The sequence below is a fragment of the Streptosporangium heterodermiicola genome, assembly GCF_051390675.1.
Taxonomy (GTDB): Bacteria; Actinomycetota; Actinomycetes; order Streptosporangiales; family Streptosporangiaceae; genus Streptosporangium.
On the sequence record NZ_JBPJSR010000012.1, the window covers coordinates 176,286 to 196,306 of the forward strand.

Genomic DNA, 20,021 nt, shown 5'->3' on the forward strand with positions numbered 1-20,021 from the left:
TCGCCGGTCGGGGACGGGTGTCTCCGACGGTCAGTGGAGGGCACAGGCGACCGCCGCGTCCGAATCGGCCTCACAGGGCACGAGCGGAATCACCTACCGGGGTGGGTGCCTCCGGAGGTCAGTGGAGGGCATAGGCGACCGCCGCGTCCGGGTCGGCCTCGTAGCCCTCGGCGAAGACCGCGTCGTAGGTCTCGTCGCCGAGCAGTTGCCTCGCCGTCCGCTCGGCGACGGTCCTCGGCTCGGACATGCCCTCCGAGCCGAAGCCCTTGAGCCCGAAGGTGGCCCACAGCCGTACCCCCGCGCCCTGGAGCCTGGCCGTGCGGCGGCCGTCGCCCTCGACCGCCGCGATCACCGCGAGCTGGTCGACCGCGAGCGCCACGCCGGTGGCGTCGCGCAGGCGCCACTTGACGTCGAGCGACTGCCGGGCGGCCTCCGCCGCCTCGGTCACCCTGCCGAGGCCCAGCTGGGCGATGGACAGGACGTAGTCGCCGCAGGCGCGGGCCCAGCGCTCGCCGCGCGCGTCACAGAGCCGCTGCACTTCCTTGAGCACGGAGACCGCCCGGTCGAACTCGCCGCGCCAGGTGACCGCCATGGCCGCGGTCACCAGGGCGAGGGGTTCGCTGACGGTGGCGGCGTCGGCCCGGCGGAAGTACTCGCGGACGAGCTCGACGCAGGGTTCGACGTCCTCCAGGGCGCCGGAGCACAGGGAAGTACTGGCCAGCCGGAGCTGGGCGTGCCCGGCCGCCGCGTAGTCGCCCCAGTCGAGGGCCGCGGACAGCGCCGCCTCCGCCCGGCGGCGGCCCACCTCCAGCTCTCCTCTGGCGATGGCCACGCAGCCGTCGGCCCACAGGAGCCTGGGCAGGCCGGGATCGGTGACGGGAGCCGCCTCGATCGCCCGCGTCATGTGGTAGCGGCCCTCGTTCAGCCGGCCCAGGCAGAACCAGAGGATCCAGAGCGTTCCGGCGAGCTCGACGGACGTCGGGGAGGCGGGGTCGAGGGCGAGACGGAGGTCGGTCATGGAGAAGGCGAGCCTGGCGGCCCACTCCTCCTGCTCGGGGCCGTACCAGTCGGCCTCGGCCCTGCGCGCCAGGTCGAGGTAGTGGTAGCGGTGCCGCCGCGCCAGCCGGGCCTCCTCGCCGAGCAGGGCGAGCCGCTCCCTGCCGTACTCCCTGACCGTGGCGGGCTGCCGGTAGCCGCCGGGCACGCGGACGAGGAGGAACCTCTCCGCCAGGCTCGCCAGCAGGCCCGGTACGTCGTCCAGGTGCTCGTCGCCGCACACCCACTCGGCGGCGGCCGCGTCGAAGCTTCCCGCGAACACCGAGAGCCTGGCCCAGAGCAGGCGTTCCTCCGGGGCGCACAGCTCGTGGCTCCAGCCGATCGCGGCACGCACGATCCGGTGGCGGTGGACCGGCGCCCGGCCGCGGAGGACCTCGAAGTGGTCGTCCAGGTGATCGGCGAGCCGCTCCACCGGGAGGGATCCCAGCCATCCGGCGGCCAGTTCGACGGCGAGCGGCACGCCGTCCAGCCGCCGGCAGATCCTGGCCGCGGCCGCCCTGCCGGCCCGGGTCGTCTCCAGGCCGGGCACCGCGTCCCCGGCCCGTTCGAGGAAGAGGCGGAGCGCGTCGTTCTCCTCCGCCTCCTCCGGTCTCTCCGGGGGGTCCCCCTCCTGCTCCAGCCTTTCCGTCCCCGCCCCCTCCGCTCGCCGGGCGGGTACGGCGGGTGCCTCGAAGGGCTCGACGGGGAGCAGCGCCTCCCGCGGCAGCCCGAGCGGCCGGTCGGAGGTCGCGATGATCCGTACGCCGGGTGCCCCCGCCATGATCTCCGCGACGAGGTCGCGGCAGGCCGGCAGGAGGTGCTCGCAGGCGTCGAGGATGAGCAGGAGTCTCCTGCCCGCGAGAAACTCGACGAGCGTCCCGGTCTGCGACCGCGCGGACCGCTCCGGGAGGCCGAGGACGGCCGCGACCGTGTGGGCGAGCAGATCGCCGTTGCGCTCGCCGGAGAGCTCCACCAGCCAGGTGCCGTCCGGGTAGTGCTCCTGCCGCCTCCGCGCGGCCCTGACCGCGATCCGTGACTTGCCGATGCCCCCGACACCGGTGACCGTGGTCAGCGGCGTGTCGGCCAGGAGCCTCAGCAGCCGCCGGACCTCGCTCTCCCTGCCGATGAAGCCATTCGTCTCCGCGGGCAGGTTCCCGCGCCACCATTGGATCTGTTCCATCGATTCGCACTCCTTTTTTCCACTCACCGGGAATCGCACCCTTTCCAAATCACGAACCGGCCGGACCGCCATTCCCCAGAGGGGTTTCCTTGTCCCCCGGTGCAAATCTCACCGCCGAATCGAGGCCGAACTTCCTCCGTACGGCGCGAGCCCTGGAAATGCTGGTGCTTTATAGCTGATTCGGCGGAGCCGGTAACCGGGGTGGGAACGGAGGGCGTGCCTCCCGCCGGGAGGGGAGGTCGTCACGGGAGACTGCGGTGGCCGTGAAGCGTCCGGCCAGTCGTCACTTGGGACTGCGGCGGCTGTGAAGCGTCCGGCGGGTCGTCGCGGAGAGATCGCGGCGGCCGTGAAGCGTCCGGCGGGTCGTCGCGGGGGAACGGCGGCGGCCGGGTTACATCGGCCGTGAGGCGTTTGAGGGGCCGCCGCGAGGGAAGCGCCACTAGACTCTGGCTGTCCCTGGCCGTGGCCTCGCCACGGCCCTTCCGTAAGCGAGCTGGACGGAACCGCATGTCTGGGTATGACCGCGTAGTGCAACCCGCGGCCGGTGACGAGGCCCTGGAGAACCACCTCGGTGGGGACGAGGCCAAGAACTACCGGCAGTACGAGCTCGACATGGTCGCCCCGCACGTGGGCCGGTCCATGCTGGAGATCGGCTCCGGGCTCGGCCACTTCGCCGAGGCGTTCCTGCCTCGCCTCGACCGGCTGGTGGTCAGCGACTTCGACCCCTACTGCGTGGAGCAGCTGCAGAAGCGCTTCGAGGGCCGCGACGAGATCGACGTGCTCCAGTTCGGCCTGCCGACCGAGATCCCGATCGGTGAGAAGGTCGACACCGTCGTGATGATGAACGTTTTGGAGCACATCGAGGACGACGTCGAGGCCCTGCGCTCCCTCGCCAGGGTCACCCTCCCCGGCGGCCGGATCGTCATCTGGGTGCCCGGCTACATGCAGCTGTACGGAGACTTCGACCGCAAGGTCGGCCACGTCACCCGCTACACCCCCGCCACCCTGCGCAGCACGGTCTCCAAGGCGGGCCTGGACATCGACGTGCTCAAGCCGATCAACTTCCTGGGCGGCATCGCCTGGTGGGCGGCCGTCCGTCGTGGCGGCGTCGGCTACCCCGACCCCCGCCTGGTCAAGATCTACGACCGTACGGTGGTGCCCCTCACCCGCCTCATCGAGCGCTTCGTCCGCCCGCCGTTCGGGCAGACCGTCTTCTGCGTCGCCCGCGTGCCCAAGTAGCCCGCCACGTAATTCGCGACGTAGCCCAAGAAGACGTAGCCCAAGAAACAGCCCACGACGTAGCCCGCGACATAGTAGCCCGCGACATAGCTCGCGACATGGCTCGCGGCCCCCGAGGCACCCTCCGCGCGGTGTCGCTCCCGGCCTTCCGGGAGCGGCACCGCGCGCGGCTTTTCCACGCTCTTCCGTCGCTCTCAGGGAATTCCCAGGATCCTCCCCCAGAGATCACAGCCCGGGGCGATTGCCTGATCGACGTCTCCCCGTCGGGAGGCGTTCCCGGAAGGATCACCATGAAGAGGAAACTGGCACTCGGCGCCGCGGCCATTACGGCGTCGATCATGCTGACGGGCTCCACCGCCTGGGCGACCGGCACGGCTCCCCCGGTGCCGGCCGGCGTGACCGCCATCGCCGACCAGCTGCTCAAGGCCGACTCCACGCTTCGCGGGCCGAGGCTGCGCTCCCACTACAACCTGTGGGTGGTCGGCGTCCACGGACGGGCCACCGTCAGGGACAAGAAGTCGACGTTCATCGACTACACCTGGCAGCGAGGCGTGATCACCGCCAAGGGTGAGAACAAGCTGACCGTCAAGAGCAAGGACGGCCTCGTCTGGAACTGGAACCTCGACACGTCCACGAGGTTCCGCAGGCTCGGCGTCCGCGCCGACCTCACCAAGCTCGTCGTCGGCGACGGGGTCTTCGTGATCGGCGTCCCCACCTCGACCGACCCGACGGCCGCCGCGGTGTTCGTACCGCGTGACCGCGCCCTCCTGGACCCGCCGGCCACCACCCCGGGGAGCTGACCGGGAGCCCGGGAGGCCTGGCGGAAGCCGGCCGTGAAGCGGTGGGATCCCGAGATGCGCCGGGAGCCCACCGCTTCACGGCGGCCTCCCACCGAGGACTAACAGTTACGAACCGGGACGAAGCACAGGTCAGTAGGCAAGAATGGGGCCTCCATGAATGAGCGCACCATCCTCGTCGTCGAGGACGACCCCAACATCCGCGACATCGTCGAGGTCGCCCTGCGCTTCCACGGCTTCGGGGTGACGGGCGTGGCGACCGGCGGGGAGGCCCTCGACGCGGTGGAGGGCGGTCCTCCCGCGCTGATCGTGCTCGACGTGATGCTCCCCGACGTCGACGGTTTCGAGGTGTGCCGGAGGATCAGGACCGCGGGCCTGCACACCCCGGTGATCTTCCTGACGGCCAGGGACACCTCCACCGACACCGTACGCGGCCTCACTCTGGGCGGCGACGACTACGTCACCAAGCCCTTCTCCGTCGAGGCCCTCGTCGCCCGCGTGCGGGCGGTGCTCCGCAGGACGGCCGTCTCCGACGACCCCGGCGGGGCGCTCAGGGTGGCGGACCTGGAGCTCGACGAGTCACGCTGGGAGGCGCGGCGGGCCGGGGTCGCGCTGGACCTCTCCCCCACCGAGTTCAGGCTGCTCGCCTTCCTGATGGAACATCCCGGCCTGGTCCTGACGAAGCGCCAGCTGCTGGAACACGTCTGGGGCTACGGGGGTTCCTCGCAGGTCGTCGAGACGTACATCTCCTACCTGCGCCGCAAGCTCGACCCGCTCGGCCCGCCGCTGATCCACACCCAGCGCGGGGTCGGTTACGCGCTACGCCCGCCCCAGGGCACCTGATGTCGCTCAGGGCGCGGCTGCTCGCGGGCCTGCTCGCGGTGAGCACGGCCCTGCTGGTGATGCTGTCCATCGTGAGCGTCCTCGTCCTGCGCGGGCATCTCATGGAAAGGCTCGACGGGCAGCTGCGGGCGGCCACCGCGACCGCCGCCAAGCGGATCGTCGCCGCCCCCGGCGGCCAGCTCGCGCAGACCCTGACCGGGTCCACCTACGCCGTGGCCGCGCTGAACCTCAACTCGGGCCGGGCCAGGCTCGTCAACGGGGACGCGCCCGCCGCCGCGACCGTACCCCAGCTGGTGGAGGCGCTCGGTGTCGCCCGCCTGAGGGCCCAGGCCGAGAGCGGGGAGGCGTTCGCGCTCGGCACGGCGGACGGCCAGGGCATGATCGCGCGGGTTGCCGAGGCCAGGCAGGGCAACCGGCTGGTGGTCGTCGCCGTCCCGCTGGAGTCCGTCGAGGCCCCGATCCGCCGGCTCGTCATCGCCGAACTGCTCACCGGCGGCGCGCTGATCCTGGTGCTGGCGCTCGCCGGCCGCGCCCTGATCACCAGGGGTCTCGCGCCGCTGGCCAGGATCGCCGGGGCGGCGTACCACATGGCCGGGGAGGGCGACCTGTCGGTACGGATGCCCGAGGGCCCCTCGGAGGTCGGGCGGATCGGCACGGCCGTGAACCTGCTGCTCGACCGGATCGCGGAGGCCTTCAGGGACCGCTGGGCGTCGGAGGAGCGCGTCCGCCGTTTCGCCGCCGACGCCTCGCACGAGCTGCGGACCCCGCTGTCCACCATCCGGGGGTACGCCGAGCTCTACCGGACCGGGGCGCTGCGCGCCGAGGACCTGCCCAGGATCATGGGCAGGATCGAGGACGAGGCCACCCGGATGGGTGATCTCGTCAGCCAGATGCTCGACCTCGCCCGCCTGGACAGGAACGCCGGGCTCCAGCTCACGGAGACCGACCTGGCCTCGGTGGCGCGGGACGTGAGCGCGGACTGCGCGGCCGTCGAGCCGGAGTCGCCGATCGTCGTGGACGCCCCCGGGTCGCCGACCGTCACCGCCGACGAGGCCAGGGTCCGGCAGATCCTGGTCAACCTCCTGGCGAACGTGCGGACGCACACACCCGCGGGGACCACGGCCACCGTACGGGTCTCGCGGCGGCCGCACGGCGGTGCGCTCATCGAGGTCTCCGACGACGGCCCCGGGATGTCCGCCGAGCAGGTGGACAGGGCCTTCGACCGCTTTCACCGTGGCGGGGAGCGGCTGCCCGACGGGGCCGGGCTGGGCTTGTCGATCGTCAAGGCGATCACCGACGCGCACGGGGGCCGCTGCTGGATCACCTCGGCTCCCGGGGAGGGCACCCGCGTTCACGTGGAGCTTCCCGAGCGCCCCGCCCCCGCGGGACCGGCCGGTCTCGCCGGGTGAGTTCCGATGGGACCGGCGGGTCTCACAGACCGAGCCGCGACCGGACCGGCACTTAACCGTCCCAGCCCTCACCGTCCCGGCCTCGACGGGATCGGCCGGTCTCGCGGGGCGGGCATGGCCCGGAACCTGCGGAATCTGCCGGTCTCACCGGGTGCGCGCGGCCCGGAACATACGGGATCTACCGGTCTCACCGGGTGCGTGTGGCCCGGAACCTGCGGCGGATAAATCGGTTGCACGCCTTGGTGGGGCGCCGTATGTTCGTCCGCATGTGGATTAACTCCTAAGAGTCGGCGTCGATCGGTCCTCGCCGATCCGCCCGCACTCAGCCCTCTGGCCCCGTTCGTCTGACGCGGCAGCTGAGTTGTCCGACCCGGGATCTCACCGCGTCGTCACATTCTTCAAGGAGTCCCATATGCGAATTCACGCTGCTCACAAGCTCGCCCAGAAGCGCGGCGGGAAGTCCAGGACCGCCAAGACCACCAAGACCCGCACTCCGCTCCCCGAGCACGTCGTGCCCCCGGCGCCCCGGCACCTGCCGATGCCCCCGGCGCCGGTGCGGCCTACCCAGCAGCCGCGCCGGATCCCCGGCAAGGGCGGCCGCTGACCTGCGGGCCGGTCATCGCGAAGCCGACCTGTGGCCTTCTTCGCGAGACCGGCCCGCGGGTCCCTTCACGGGAAGGTGAAAGGCCCCGGTCCTGGAGTCCAGGACCGGGGCCTCTCCCATCACAAGCGTCTCACCGGCACCTCACGGGCGCCGCTCAGGCCGTACGGGCCGTGCGGGCACCGGTGTCAGAGGCATCAGGGACGTCAGAGACGTCAGGAGTGTCAGAGGCGCTCGATGATCGTGACGTTGGCCTGGCCGCCGCCCTCGCACATCGTCTGCAGTCCGTACCGGCCACCGGTCCGCTCCAGCTCGTGCAGGAGCTTGGTCATCAAAATCGCGCCGGTGCCGCCCAGCGGGTGGCCCAGGGCGATCGCGCCGCCGTTCGGGTTGACCTTGGCCGGGTCGGCGCCCAGGTCGTTGATCCACGCCAGCGGGACGGGGGCGAACGCCTCGTTGATCTCGGTGACGTCGATGTCGTCGATGGACAGGCCCGCCCTCTTCAGCGCCTTCTGCGTCGCCGGGATCGGCGCGGTGAGCATGTAGACCGGGTCGTCGCCGGTGAGCGCCAGGGTGACGATGCGCGCCCTGGGGGTCAGGTTGTGGTCGCGGACGGCCTGTTCGGACGCGATCAGGAGCGCTCCCGAGCCGTCGGAGATCTGCGAGGAGGTGGCGGCCGTGATCACGCCGTCGGGCTTCAGCGTCTTCAGCGACGCCATCTTCTCCAGCGTGGTGTCCGGGCGCGGGCCCTCGTCGTCCTCGACACCGTTGATCGGGGCGATCTGGTCCTTGAAGTAGCCGTTCGCGACGGCCTTCGAGGCCCGCTGGTGGCTCTCGTACGCGAACCGCTCCAGCTCCTCGCGCTTGAGGCCCCACTTCTCGCACATGAGCTCCGCGCCGCGGAACTGGGAGATCTCCTGCTTGCCGTACCGCTCCACCCACTTCTCCCCGAACGGGAAGGGCATGCCCTTCTCCAGGGCGGTGGTGATGCTCGACCCCATGGGGACGATGCTCATGGATTCCACCCCGGCGGCCACGACGAGGTCCTGGGTGCCGGAGAGCACGCCCTGGGCCGCGAAGTGGATCGACTGCTGGGAGGAGCCGCACTGGCGGTCGATGGTCACACCGGCGACGTTCTCCGGAAGTCCCGCCGACAGCCACGCGTTGCGCGCGATGTCCATGCTCTGCGGTCCGAACTGCATGACACAGCCCATGATCACGTCTTCGACCGCGGACGGGTCGACGCCCGTACGCTCGACGAGCGCGCCGAGGGTGTGCGCGGCCAGATCGGTGGGGTGGACGGTGGACAGACCGCCCTTCTTCTTGCCGACGGGGGTGCGGACCGCCCCGACGATGTACGCCTCTGCCACAGTGCCTCCTGCTTACGAAACCGAGCAATGTTCGGTTAGTAGGAGGTTACAACAGAACTTTTGCCCGCGCCCTGGACGGGGGCCGCCCGTACGGCGGCAAGGATGATCGCGCCTTCCCCGGAAGCGGCTCCCTTTACCGGAAGCGGCCCTCTTCCCTGGAGGCGGCCCTCTTCCCTGGAAGCGACCCCCTGACCGGAAGCCGCCCCGACCGAGTGGTCCGCTCAGGCCTTCTTGGTGCTCGTCATGGTCGCGTAGGCGATGACGTTGTCCGTGTAGTGGCCGGTCGCGCGGTTGTAGACGCCACCGCAGGTGATCAGGTGCAGCTGGGGGGTCGGCGACCGGCCGTACACCCGCTGCGTCGGGAACACCGACTTCTCCGCCTGCTCCAGACCGCCCACGGTGTAGACGGCGACGATCCCGTCCTTGCGGTGCACCTCGATGACGTCGCCGTTGCGGATCTCGTCGAGACGGCTGAACACCGCGCCTCCCGAGCGCGTGTCCTTGTGCCCGAGCATGATCGCGGGACCGGCCTCACCGGGGGTGGGTCCCGAGCGGTACCAGCCGACCAGGTTCGGGTTGCCGACCGGCGGCACCTCGATGGCGCCCTTCCTGTCGAGCCCGACGGACCTGACCGGCGCGTTGACCCCGAGCCGCGGGATGACCAGACGAACCGGGGACGAGGGCTGCATGGCCGGGGCCGCGGGCAGGCTGGGCAGGGGCGGCGGCGCGGTCGGGGGCGCCTGGAAGTAGGGGTTCGCCGGTGCCGCGGCCAGGTCGCGGGGCGGCAGCGTGGTGCGCTGGTCGGCCAGCCCGTACTCCTCGGGCGCGGCCAGCATGAAGAGCAAACCCACCAGCACCGTGACCACCCCGGCGATCCCGGCCAGGATGAGCACCGAACGCATCATCCGGCCGCCGCCGGCGAGGGGGGGCTCCTGTCCGGGCCACTGCTCGTACGGCGGCCCGTACTGCTGATGGTGGCCCGGTGGCGGCGGGTACGGCGGCTGGACCGGGACCGGCCGGTAATGCGGCGGCGGCCCTGGGGGCGGCCAGCCGCCCGGTGGCGGGGGGGTGGTCATCCGGCCACTCCGATCATCCGCGACCGGCGGTGCGACGCCGCAGCACGAGCCCGCCGAAGCCGGCGAGGGCCACCATCAGCACACCACTGAACATGATCATCCGAGCGTCGGGACCCGCGTCGCCGCCGCCGCCCGTGGAGGCCGCGCCCTTGGGGGTCTCGTCGATCTGCTCGTTGGCGTCGGGGTCGGGCTCCACGTCGGAGGTCCTGGTCTGGGTGACGGTCACGGTCGGCGTGGGGGTCCTGGTGGCCGAGTTGCTCGGGGTGGGGGTCGGGCTGGTGGTCGTCGGGCTCGGGCTGGCGCTGGGGCTGCCCGTGCCCACGGTCACCCGCAGCGCGGCGGGCGAGGCCTGGGCGGCCTCGGGAGGGGCGCAGTCGAGCAGTTCGACCTCGTTCGCGGCACCGGCGCCGGTCGCCAGGAGCAGGGTGAACGCGTCGGGCTGGAAGGCGACGACCCCCGTCGCGAGGGGGGTCACCGTGACGACCAGGGGAGGAGCGGTGACCGGCTGCCCGGCGGCCGGGGGCGCGGCGGTGACCAGGATCGAGCGGAGCTCGGTGGGGAGCGTCAGGACTCCCGCGGGGCTTGCGCTGATCTGCATCTCCGCGTCGGCGACGAGGCTCGCGCCCGGCGAGACGGACACGGACGGGGTGAGGGAGGGAAGGGTGGCCGGCGGGCTGATCTTCCAGGTCGCCACGAGGGGGGAGTTCACCACCCCCGACGCCGGGCCGGTGATGTCCATGGTGAAGGTGTACGGCGCCCCTGCCCCTCCACCGGCGACCGTGCAGTTGTAGATCACCGGTTTGGGAGCGGCATAGATGGACGCGAGCGCGGGAAACGCACTGAAGATACCTGCGCCCGCCGTAGCGACCACGGCCGTCTTGACCGCGACGCGCAGCCGCGTCTTGGACTTCAGCACAGTTTCTCCTCGTTCCAGCTTGATCGACCGGCCTCACACCGGCCGCCGAGGCTTACGGGTTGTGGTCAAGGTTCGGCATAGATCCTACGAACAGAGACCGCGACGCGCGAGCAAGTCGGCTAAACGGACACAAATTCCCATCTATCACACAGCAAACGACACCGTACATCGGTAAAGGCCGTCGTGGCGGGTCGGATCGGCCCCCGCTCGGACACGGAACGTACACGAGACGTCTCGCGGAGGCCCGCCGGGGGGCTCGTCGCGAATCCGGCCGCGCGGCGGGCGGGTGGCCCAGCGTTGGCAATCAGCGGCTGGATATATGGAAAAGACCAGGTCAAAACCGGTGTGAACGCACTTAAAGATCACCATATGGGAGCGTCATCGGGCAGGGTGGAACCTGCGGTGGGCCCGATTCGGACGCTCCGAATACACCCTTGGGTTGCTGAAATATTTCATTGACATACACCTCGGTCATCGGCCCGGTCCACCCGACCGGGCCTCCGGGTTCGTCCGCGCGCCCGCCGCACGGGCTGGACGACGACGTCCGGCGACTCGACCGGCCCCCGTCCGGAGAGGATTCGGTGGAAGGCGTGCGAACGGGTATACGGGTCATGAAGAGCATCCACCGCGCCCGCGAGGCGGCGGAGTGGTCCTCGCGGGCGCGAGGACTCCCCGGTGGCGCACCGCGTCGTCCGGAGGGCTCCGCCGGACGCCTTCGCCGAACAGCGACGATCATCCCCGGGCTCTCCCGTGAGCCCTCCCCCCGCCCGGCCGCGAGCCCCTCCCGGGGCTCTCTCCCAGCGGATGGATCAGCGATCACCTGTGAGGTTTCCCCAGTGGAAGGACCGAGATGAGCACGCCGGTCGCGTCGCGGGCGCGCGGCGGGAAGGCGCCCCGCCGGCGGATCCCGGCGCGATGGATCGCCGTCGCCCTGGCGGTGGCCATCCTGGCGGCCATCGGGTTCAGCACCCAGTACCGCTCGGCGGAGTCCGTCGCGGCGTCGGGTCCCCGCCGTTTCGACCCGGCCGCGTACGGAGCGCGGACGTACGAGCACAAGATCGTGCCCGCGGTCGAGAGGAAGGCCGTCGAGCTGCCCGTGCTGGTGCGGGCCATGCACGCCGACATGGAGGCGGCCGGGAAGCGGTACGGCGTCCGGCAGAGTAACGGCCCCTACGCCTTCGCGGTCAGGGGCACCGGCACGGCCGGGACGGTGAGGTCGGGGCTGATGCCCGTGACCGTGCCCGGCCTTCCCCCGGACACCCGGGTGTCGCTTCAGGTCGGCCCGGTCATCAACGGCACGGCACTGCGGGACGCGGTGGGGTTCATCGGCTTCGGGCAGTTCCTCGACCAGGTGGAGTACGCCGACGCCGCCACCGCGCTGAACGACAGGATGCGGGAGAAGCTGCTCAAGAATCTGGACGTGTCACGGCTGAAGGACAAGAAGATCTCCTTCGTCGGGGCCTTCAGCTTCCTCACCCCCTCCGTCGTGACCATCACCCCGGTCTCGATCAAGGAGATTCCGTGAGGACCCCGACCACCACCGTCCTGAGCGCCCGCGACGTCACCAAGGTGTACGGGAGCACGTACGTGCTCAGGGAGGTCGACTTCGACGTCGCCGCCGGCCGGGTGACCGCGCTGTTCGGCGAGAACGGCGCCGGCAAGTCGACCCTGATGCGGATCCTCTCCGGGATCGAGCACCCCACCACCGGCCATGTCGAGCTCGACGGGGAGCCCGTCAGGTTCACGTCACCCCGCGACGCCACCGACCAGGGCGTCGCGATCGTCCACCAGGGGCTCAGCCTCTGTCCCAACCTGAGCATCCAGGACAACCTGTTCCTGGCCAGGGAGATCCGCGGCGGCCCCTGGGTGATCGACCGCTCGTCCCAGCGGGCCACCACCGCGGCGGTCCTCCACAGCCTGGAGGAGTATCTGGATCCCGACCTTCGGGTCGGTGACCTGACTCCGGGCGAGCAGCAGATCGTCGAGATCGCGCGGGCGCTCCTCCAGGAGGCGCGGGTGCTGATCATGGACGAGCCCACCTCCGCGCTCACAGCCCCGGAGGTCAAGGTCCTGTTCCGGGTCATCAAGGAGCTGACCTCGAACGGCGTGGCGATCGTCTACGTCTCCTCGCACCTGGAGGAGGCACTGGAGATCGCCGACGACGTCGTCGTACTGCGTGACGGGCGGCTGGCCGCCACGGCGGACGCCGGGAACGTCGGCGTCCGGTGGATCGTGGAGCGGATGACCGACCGCGACCTGGGCGACCCGCTCCCGCTCCGTGCCCCGGCTGCCGGGGAGGAGCTGCTGTCCCTGCGCGGCCTCGTGGTGGCCGACCCGGCCAACCCCGGCCGCCTCGCCGTCGACGACCTCTCCCTGACCGTGCGAAAGGGCGAGATCGTGGGGATCTACGGGCTGACGGGCTCGGGCCGCACCGAGTTGCTGGAGGCGCTCGCCGGCCGGATCCCCTCGCAGTCGGGCCGGATCCTGCTCTCCGGCGTCCCGCTGGAGGGCGTGGGGATCCGCGACCGCGTCGGCCTGGGCATGGTCCTGGTCCCGGGGAACCGGCGGCGCGACGGCCTAGTCCAGACGATGTCGGTCGGGGAGAACCTCTCCCTGGCCGGGCTGGGCGCGTTCGTCCGGCGGCTGTTCGTCCGCCGCGACCGCGAGCGGGACGCCGTCCGCCGGATGATCACCGACATCACCGTCGGAGCGGACGGCACGAGCGGCACGAACGGCACGAACGGATCGGAGGCGCCCGTCGCGTCGCTGAGCGACGGAGACCAGCAGAAGGTGGTCATCGGCAGGGCGCTGCTCACCGTCCCCCGGGTGCTCCTGCTGGACGAGCCATCGTGCGGCGTCGACGCCGGCGCCAGGGCGGACATCTTCCAGCTCGTCGCGGCACGGGCGGAACGCGGCCTGGCCGTCCTCTTCAGCACGTCGGACGCCGAGGAGGCCCTGCGCGTCCCCGACCGCCTGCTGGTGCTCGCCCGCGGGGTCCTCGTCGGCGAGTTCCGGCGCGGCACGATAACCCGGGAGGAGCTGCTGAGGGTCTCCGACGGCACCGCCGCCGACCTCGACACCGACCTCGACCTCGACACGGACATCTACCTCGACCTCGACAGGCGCGCAGGCAGGGACGGTGAGGGGTGACACCTCGGGAAACGCCCCCCGCGCCGGCGTCGCCAGGCCACTCCCCGCCGGAGAGGGCCGCGACCGAGGCCCGCCGCCTCTCCCTGGTGAACGGCCTGTTCGACCTGCGGGCACTCATCGCGCTCGTGGTCATGATCGTGGTCTTCTGCCTGCTGTCGGACACGTTCCTCTCCGTGCCGAACCTCGTCACGATGGCCAAGCACATCGCGATCAACGCGGTGATCGCGCTCGGCATGCTGCTGGTCATCGTCAGGGGTGGCATCGACCTGTCGGTGGGCTCGATCGCCGGGCTCTCCGGGGTCGTCGCCGGAGAGTTGCTCGAAGGACTCGACCTCGGGTTCGCCGACGCCGTCGCCTACCCGCCCGTGTGGGGCGTGATCGTGCTCTGCGTCGCGGTCGGCATGCTCGTCGGCCTGGTGAACGGCGTCGTCATCACCCGGTTCAAGGTGCCGCCGTTCATCGCGACGTTCGGCATGCTGTACGTGGCGCGGGGAATCGCGCTGCTGATCTCCGACGGCTCGACCTATCCCAACCTGGACGGCAACCCCGAGCTGGGCAACACCGGCTTCGAGGTCCTCGGCAACGGGCGCCCGCTCGGCCTTCCGATGGCGATCTGGATCGCGATCCTCCTCGCCGTCGCCGTCACGCTGGTGCTCACCAAGACGCCGTTCGGACGGTGGCTGTACGCCGCGGGCGGCAACGAGCGGGCCGCGGAGCTCTCCGGGGTCCCGATCGACCGTGTCAAGACGGCCGTGTACGTGATCTCCGGTGCCTGCGCGGCGCTCGCGGGTCTCGTCATCGCCTCCGAGCTGACCTCGGCGACACCGCTGGCCGGTGAGACGTACGAGCTCAACGCGATCACCGCGGTGATCCTCGGCGGCGCCGCGCTGGGCGGGGGGCTCGGCACGGTGCGAGGCACCCTCCTCGGGGCCTGCGTCATCGGCCTTCTCTCCGAGGGCCTGGTGCTCATCGGCCTGTCGGCGTTCTGGCAGATCGTCGTCAAGGGAACCGTGCTCGTTCTCGTCGTGATGCTGGATCGGGGCCGGCAGCGGTTCCAGCGGCGCGGGGCCACCGTGTCGGCGATGGCCGCCGGCAGGCGACCGGCCTGACCGGCCTGACCGGCCTGACCGCCTTGGCCCCTGGTCGACGTGGCCGTACGCCTCCGGCTCCGTGGCCGCGGATCGCGTCTCCCGGCCCGCCGGGACGGAGAGAGATCGAGCCGGTACGCTGAGTGGCCGGTCGTGGGTGAGGCGATTCCCCCTCGTCCCTTCCCACGGGAAGCGGCGGATCGGAGCGGGCCGGTCCCACCCGGCCGGCATCGGAGCGGGCCGGTCCCACCCGGCCGACGAGGAGGCGGTGCATGGTCGTCCCCGAGCCGGGGCTGGACCACGGCTCCGGCCATCTGCGCCTGCTGGCACGGGTGGCCCGGATGTACCACGAGCAGGGCATGCGGCAACCCGAGATCGCCGCGGCTCTCGGCATCTCGCAGCCGCGCGTCTCCCGCCTGCTCAAGGAGGCCATCACCCTGGGAGTCGTCCGCACCGTCGTGGCCCTCCCCGAGGGGGTGCACACCGAGCTCGAAGAGCGGCTCCAGCGCCGTTACTCCCTGCGGGACGCCGTGGTGGTCGACACCGGCGGGACCGTGGGCGACGCCGCCCTGGCCTCGGCCGCCGCGTTCTACTTCGGCGCCACTTTCCGGTGCGGGGACGTCATCGGCGTCTCCTCCCGGGGCGAGACCCTGCAGGCCGCCGTCGACCGGATGCGTTCCAGGAACACCCAGGCGGCCGACCGTGTCGTACAGGTCGTCGGAGACCTCGGCGGCCCCGAGGCACGGGTCCACGCCACCCGGCTGGTCAGCCGTCTCGCGGGCGTCACCCGCGCCAGGCCCGTCTTCGTCCCCGCCGCGGGCGTCGCCAGCACACCGGAGGCCCGCGACGCGCTGCTGCGGGACGCGGCCGTCGCCGAGGTGACGGCGCAGTGGCGGGAGCTGACCGTCGTGCTGGTCGACATCGGAAGCCTGGAACCGCCCCCGCCCCCGCCTGGAAACGGCGACCAGCACCTTCCGCCCGGGAACGGCCACGCCGACCGGGAACACCCGCTCGAAAGCGGCGACGCCGACCAGGATCTTTCGCCCGGGAACGGCCACGCCGACCGGGAACACCCGCCCGGAGGCGGCCATCCCGGCCGGGAACGCCCGCCAGGAAACAGCGACACCGGCCAGGAGCCTCTGCCGGGAAGCGGCAGCCCACTCGGCCGCGCCGATCGGGAGGAGCTTCATGCACTCGGTGCCGTCGGCGACGTGTGCCTGCGCTTCTTCGACGCCGGGGGCGACCCGGTCGGCTCGGCCTTCGACCGGCGGGTCGTCGGGATGGGCGCCGACGTCCTCCGCTCCGTCGAGCGCCGGGTCGCCGTCGCCGGTGGCGAGCGGAAACACGCCGCGATCAGGGCCGCCCTCCGGGGCGGGTGGGTCAACGTGCTGATCACCGACGTGGAGGTCGCGCGGCACCTGCTCACCGGGCCCCGCTGACACCGGCCCGTCCGGGACGGGGTGTCGCCGGTCTTGGCGACTTCTTGGCTCCCCCGTGATTCTCGAAGCGCCACGATTGCCGCTTCTTTTGAATTTTCAGATTAATCAGAAATCCCCCCATCGTCGGGGAATTGACAGGATAAACGCATGGCAGTCGAAACGTTCAGCAGCGAAATCACGCTGCGCATCAACGGTGCCGACCACCCCGTCTCCCTGGACAACCGGGTGACCCTCCTGGACGCGCTACGGGAGCATCTCGGGCTGACCGGGACGAAGAAGGGGTGCGACCACGGGCAGTGCGGGGCGTGCACGGTCCTGCTGGACGGCCGCCGGGTGAACAGTTGCCTGACACTCGCGGTCACGGCCGCCGGGCAGGAGATCGTCACCATCGAGGGGGTGGCCGGCCTGGCTGACACGACCGATCTGCACCCCCTCCAGCAGGCGTTCCTCGATCACGACGGCTTCCAGTGCGGCTACTGCACTCCGGGCCAGATCTGCTCGGCCATCGGCGCGCTCGACGAGGCGGAACGGGGCTGGCCGAGCCATGTCACCCAGGACGTCGCGGCGGGCGTCGCCTCCAGCGGCGCCCTGGACGCCGAGGAGGTCCGCGAGCGGATGAGCGGCAACCTCTGCCGCTGCGGGGCGTACGCCGGAATCGTCGAGGCCGTCCTCGACGCGGCCGGTGGGGGCGTTCTCGCCGGCCGGAATCCCGGGGGCGCGCGATGAAGCCCTTCGCCTACGAGCGCGCCACCGACCCCGGCACCGCCGCCACCGCCGTCCTCGACGGCACCGACGCGATGTTCCTGGCCGGCGGCACCAACCTCGTGGACCTGATGAAGCTCGGCGTGGCCAGCCCGGCGAGGCTGGTGGACGTCACCGGGCTGCCGTACGACCGGATCGAGCACCGGGCCGACGGGAGCGTGCTCATCGGCTCGATGGTCCGCAACAGCGACCTGTCCGGTGACCTGGGCATCAGGGAACGTTTTCCCGCGCTCTCCCAGGCGGTGCTGGCCGGGGCCTCCGGGCAGCTGCGGTCGATGGCCACCACCGGCGGGAACCTGCTGCAGCGCACGCGCTGCCTGTACTTCCAGGACGTCACCAAGCCGTGCAACAAGCGCGAGCCGGGCACCGGCTGCCCGGCGATCGGCGGCGACCACCGCGACCTGGGGGTGATCGGCACCTCGGACTCCTGCGTGGCCACCAACCCCTCCGACATGGCGGTGGCGATGGCCGCCCTCGACGCCGTGGTGCACATCAGGCTCGCGGGAGGCGAGGAGCGGGCGGTCCCGCTCTCCCGCTTCTACCTGCTGCCCGGCGACACCCCGGACCGGGAGACGGTGCTGGAGCCCGGCGACCTGATCACCGGGATCGAGCTGCCCCCGCCCCCGGACGGCGCGGCGATGCTGTACCGCAAGGTCCGCGACCGCTGGTCCTACGCGTTCGCGGTGGTCTCGGTCGCGGCGGTGGTCGCGACGGAGGCCGACGGTTCGCTGCGGGAGGTCCGGCTGGCGCTGGGCGCGGTGGCCCCCGTGCCGTGGCGGGCCCGGCAGGCCGAGGGCATGCTGACCGGCCACCGGCCGACCAGGGCGCTGCTGCTGGCGGCCGCGGAGGCGGAGTTCGCGTCGGCGCGGCCCCTCCCCAGGAACGAGTTCAAGATAGGGCTGGCCGGCGACCTGATCGCGGCGAGCGTCCGCGATCTCACGCGGCCGGCGGGGTCCACGGGGCCCGCCGGATTCACCGGGAACGACTTCACGTGGGAGGAGCGAGGATGACCACGCTCGACAAGGTGGTGGGCGGGGCACCGGTCAGGATCGAGGGACGCGACAAGGTCACCGGCGCGGCCCGCTACGCGTACGAGTACCCCGTACCGGACGCCGTCTACGTCTGGCCGGTGCAGTCCACGATCGTCCGGGGGCGGGTGCGCTCCGTCGACGGCGCCGCCGCGCTGGCCCTGCCGGGGGTGATCGCCGTGCTGGACAGCGGCAACGTCTCCCGGCTGCGTCCCGTGCAGGACGCCGAGCTGGCCGTCCTGCAGTCGGCCGACGTCGCCTACCGGGGGCAGATCGTCGCGGCCGTGGTCGCGACCACCCTGGAGGGCGCCGGCGAGGCGGCGTCGGCGGTGCGCGTGGACTACGAGGAGGAGGAGTACGACGTCGTCCTGGATCCGGGCAACCCGCGGATCTCCTTCCCGGAGAAGGTCAACCCGGACCTCACGGGGACGGTCGGCTGGGGTGACGTCGAGCGCGCCCTGGCGGCGGCGCCGGTCGGCGTGGACGCCGCCTACACGACCCCGGCCGAGCACGCCAGCCCGATGGAACCGCACGCCACGATCGCGTTCTGGGAGGGCGAGACCCTGACGCTCTACAACGCCGACCAGGCCCCGTGGATGTCGGCGACCGCGATCGCCCGGCTGTTCGGCCTTCCTGAGAGCGCGGTGAGCATCGTCGCGGACCACGTCGGCGGCGGTTTCGGGTCAAAGGGCACGATCCGCCCGCCGACCGTGCTGGCGGCGCTGGCCGCCCGCGCCGTCAGGCGACCGGTCAAGGTGGCGATGACCCGGCAGCAGATGTTCGCGCTCGTCAGCTACCGGACGCCCACCGTGCAGCGCGTACGCCTGGGGGCCGAGCGCGACGGCAGGCTGACCGCGGTGTGGCACGACGCGCTCCAGCAGAGCTCGAAGCTCGTCGAGTTCACCGAGCAGACGGCCTCGCCCAGCCGCATGATGTACGCGACGCCCAACAGCCACACCGCCCACCGGCTCCTGCGGCTGGACGTGCCGAGCCCTTCGTGGATGCGTGCTCCGGGTGAGGCCCCTGGGATGTTCGCCCTGGAGTCGGCGATGGACGAGCTGGCGTACGCCCTCGGGATGGACCCCGTCGAGCTGCGGATCGTCAACGAGCCCTCGGCCGATCCCGAGTCGGGGCTCCCGTTCAGCAGCCGCAACCTGGTCGCCTGCCTGCGCGAGGGGGCGGCGCGCTTCGGCTGGGCCGGGCGCGACCCCACGCCGGGCGTCCGCGAGGACGGCCGGTGGCTCGTCGGGACCGGCGTCGCGGCGTCGACCTACCCCGTCCACACCAGGGCGTCCACCGCGGCCGCCTACGCCGAGCCCACGGGCAGGTTCGTGGTCGAGATCGCCGCGGTCGACATCGGCACCGGCGCCCGCACCGCGCTCACCCAGGTGGCCGCGGACGAGCTCGGCGTGCCGATGGACCGGGTGACGGTCAGGATCGGCCGTAGCGTCTTCGGGCCCGCGGCGCTCGCCGGGGGGTCCATGGGCACCGCCTCCTGGAGCTGGGCGGTGAGCAAGGCCTGCCGGGCGCTGGTCAAGGATCTCGACGAGCGGTCGGGGCTGGTCCCCCCGGAGGGCCTGGGGGCACGGGCGGACACCGCCGAGGATCTCGCCGTGTGGAAGCGTTTCTCACGCCACTCGTTCGGGGCGCAGTTCGCCGAGGTCAGGGTGAACCTCGACAGCGGGCAGGTCCGGGTCGACCGGCTGCTGGGGATCTTCGCGGCCGGCCGGATCATCAACGCCAGGACGGCGCGCTCGCAGTTCCTCGGCGGCATGACGATGGGGATCTCCATGGCCCTGCACGAGGCCCTGGAGGTGGACCCCCGGTTCGGCGACTTCGTCAACGACGACCTGGCCGGGTACCACATCGCGGCGAACGCCGACGTCCCCGCGATCGAGGCCGACTGGATCGACGAGCGGGACGACGAGCTCAACCCGGTCGGCGCCAAGGGCATCGGCGAGATAGGGATCGTCGGCACCGCCGCGGCGATCGCCAACGCCGTCTTCCACGCGACCGGCTCCCGGCAGCGCGACCTGCCGATCACCCTTGAGCGGGTACGGGCGGCGACGCGCGCCGGTTGAACGAACC

The 20,021-nt window shown here is 71.7% G+C and carries 16 protein-coding genes; 12 read left to right on the plus strand and 4 right to left on the minus strand.

From position 1 onward, the window contains the following. Positions 1–118: 118 nt before the first annotated feature. Complete coding sequence (locus tag ACSC1Q_RS25640) at positions 119–2,215, minus strand: ATP-binding protein (RefSeq protein WP_436761227.1); 2,097 nt, start codon at positions 2,213–2,215, stop codon at positions 119–121. A 528-nt stretch (positions 2,216–2,743) separates the two neighbouring features. On the opposite strand from ACSC1Q_RS25640, the gene ACSC1Q_RS25645 reads away from it, so the two are divergent. The 5 genes from ACSC1Q_RS25645 (at position 2,744) to ACSC1Q_RS25665 (ending at position 7,107) form a co-directional block, all read left to right on the plus strand. After that, complete coding sequence (locus tag ACSC1Q_RS25645) at positions 2,744–3,454, plus strand: class I SAM-dependent methyltransferase (RefSeq protein ID WP_436761228.1); 711 nt, start codon at positions 2,744–2,746, stop codon at positions 3,452–3,454. Between the two features lie 290 nt (positions 3,455–3,744). After that, positions 3,745–4,254, plus strand: coding sequence for a hypothetical protein (locus tag ACSC1Q_RS25650; RefSeq protein ID WP_436761229.1), 510 nt, complete (start codon positions 3,745–3,747; stop codon positions 4,252–4,254). A 153-nt stretch (positions 4,255–4,407) separates the two neighbouring features. Further along, positions 4,408–5,094, plus strand: a complete 687-nt coding sequence (locus ACSC1Q_RS25655; RefSeq protein WP_436761230.1) for a response regulator transcription factor — start codon at positions 4,408–4,410, stop codon at positions 5,092–5,094. Further along, positions 5,094–6,503, plus strand: a complete 1,410-nt coding sequence (locus tag ACSC1Q_RS25660) for a sensor histidine kinase (protein ID WP_436761231.1) — start codon at positions 5,094–5,096, stop codon at positions 6,501–6,503. Before ACSC1Q_RS25655 ends, ACSC1Q_RS25660 begins: the two co-directional genes overlap by 1 nt. A gap of 412 nt (positions 6,504–6,915) precedes the next feature. After that, on the plus strand, positions 6,916–7,107 hold the full coding sequence (locus ACSC1Q_RS25665; protein WP_436761232.1) for a hypothetical protein: 192 nt from the start codon (positions 6,916–6,918) through the stop codon (positions 7,105–7,107). Positions 7,108–7,328: 221 nt separating this feature from the next. Here ACSC1Q_RS25665 and ACSC1Q_RS25670 read toward each other — a convergent pair whose 3' ends face one another. The 3 genes from ACSC1Q_RS25670 to ACSC1Q_RS25680 all read right to left on the minus strand — a co-directional run bounded on the left by ACSC1Q_RS25670 (position 7,329) and on the right by ACSC1Q_RS25680 (position 10,466). Beyond that, positions 7,329–8,474, minus strand: a complete 1,146-nt coding sequence (locus ACSC1Q_RS25670) for an acetyl-CoA C-acetyltransferase (protein ID WP_436761233.1) — start codon at positions 8,472–8,474, stop codon at positions 7,329–7,331. 221 nt (positions 8,475–8,695) lie between these two features. Then, positions 8,696–9,550: a class F sortase gene (locus ACSC1Q_RS25675; RefSeq protein ID WP_436761234.1), complete on the minus strand. Its 855-nt coding sequence runs from the start codon at positions 9,548–9,550 to the stop codon at positions 8,696–8,698. A 13-nt stretch (positions 9,551–9,563) separates the two neighbouring features. Then, positions 9,564–10,466, minus strand: coding sequence for a hypothetical protein (locus tag ACSC1Q_RS25680; RefSeq protein ID WP_436761235.1), 903 nt, complete (start codon positions 10,464–10,466; stop codon positions 9,564–9,566). An 850-nt stretch (positions 10,467–11,316) separates the two neighbouring features. Between ACSC1Q_RS25680 and ACSC1Q_RS25685 the strand changes: the two genes are divergently transcribed. From ACSC1Q_RS25685 to ACSC1Q_RS25715, 7 genes are all read left to right on the plus strand, one after another. Next, positions 11,317–11,991, plus strand: coding sequence for a DUF2291 family protein (locus ACSC1Q_RS25685; protein ID WP_436761236.1), 675 nt, complete (start codon positions 11,317–11,319; stop codon positions 11,989–11,991). Next, on the plus strand, positions 11,988–13,616 hold the full coding sequence (locus tag ACSC1Q_RS25690) for a sugar ABC transporter ATP-binding protein (RefSeq protein ID WP_436761237.1): 1,629 nt from the start codon (positions 11,988–11,990) through the stop codon (positions 13,614–13,616). Before ACSC1Q_RS25685 ends, ACSC1Q_RS25690 begins: the two co-directional genes overlap by 4 nt. Further along, positions 13,613–14,725, plus strand: coding sequence for an ABC transporter permease (locus ACSC1Q_RS25695; RefSeq protein WP_436761238.1), 1,113 nt, complete (start codon positions 13,613–13,615; stop codon positions 14,723–14,725). The genes ACSC1Q_RS25690 and ACSC1Q_RS25695 overlap by 4 nt, the downstream gene beginning before the upstream one ends. Before the next feature lie 251 nt (positions 14,726–14,976). Beyond that, the gene (locus ACSC1Q_RS25700; protein ID WP_436761239.1) at positions 14,977–16,143 is read left to right on the plus strand and encodes a sugar-binding transcriptional regulator; all 1,167 of its coding nucleotides are present in this window, start codon (positions 14,977–14,979) and stop codon (positions 16,141–16,143) included. Positions 16,144–16,290: 147 nt separating this feature from the next. Beyond that, positions 16,291–16,869, plus strand: a complete 579-nt coding sequence (locus ACSC1Q_RS25705) for a 2Fe-2S iron-sulfur cluster-binding protein (protein ID WP_436761240.1) — start codon at positions 16,291–16,293, stop codon at positions 16,867–16,869. Continuing rightward, positions 16,866–17,915: an FAD binding domain-containing protein gene (locus ACSC1Q_RS25710; RefSeq protein WP_436761241.1), complete on the plus strand. Its 1,050-nt coding sequence runs from the start codon at positions 16,866–16,868 to the stop codon at positions 17,913–17,915. Before ACSC1Q_RS25705 ends, ACSC1Q_RS25710 begins: the two co-directional genes overlap by 4 nt. After that, complete coding sequence (locus ACSC1Q_RS25715; protein ID WP_436761242.1) at positions 17,912–20,014, plus strand: xanthine dehydrogenase family protein molybdopterin-binding subunit; 2,103 nt, start codon at positions 17,912–17,914, stop codon at positions 20,012–20,014. Before ACSC1Q_RS25710 ends, ACSC1Q_RS25715 begins: the two co-directional genes overlap by 4 nt. The last annotated feature ends 7 nt before the right edge of the window (positions 20,015–20,021 follow it).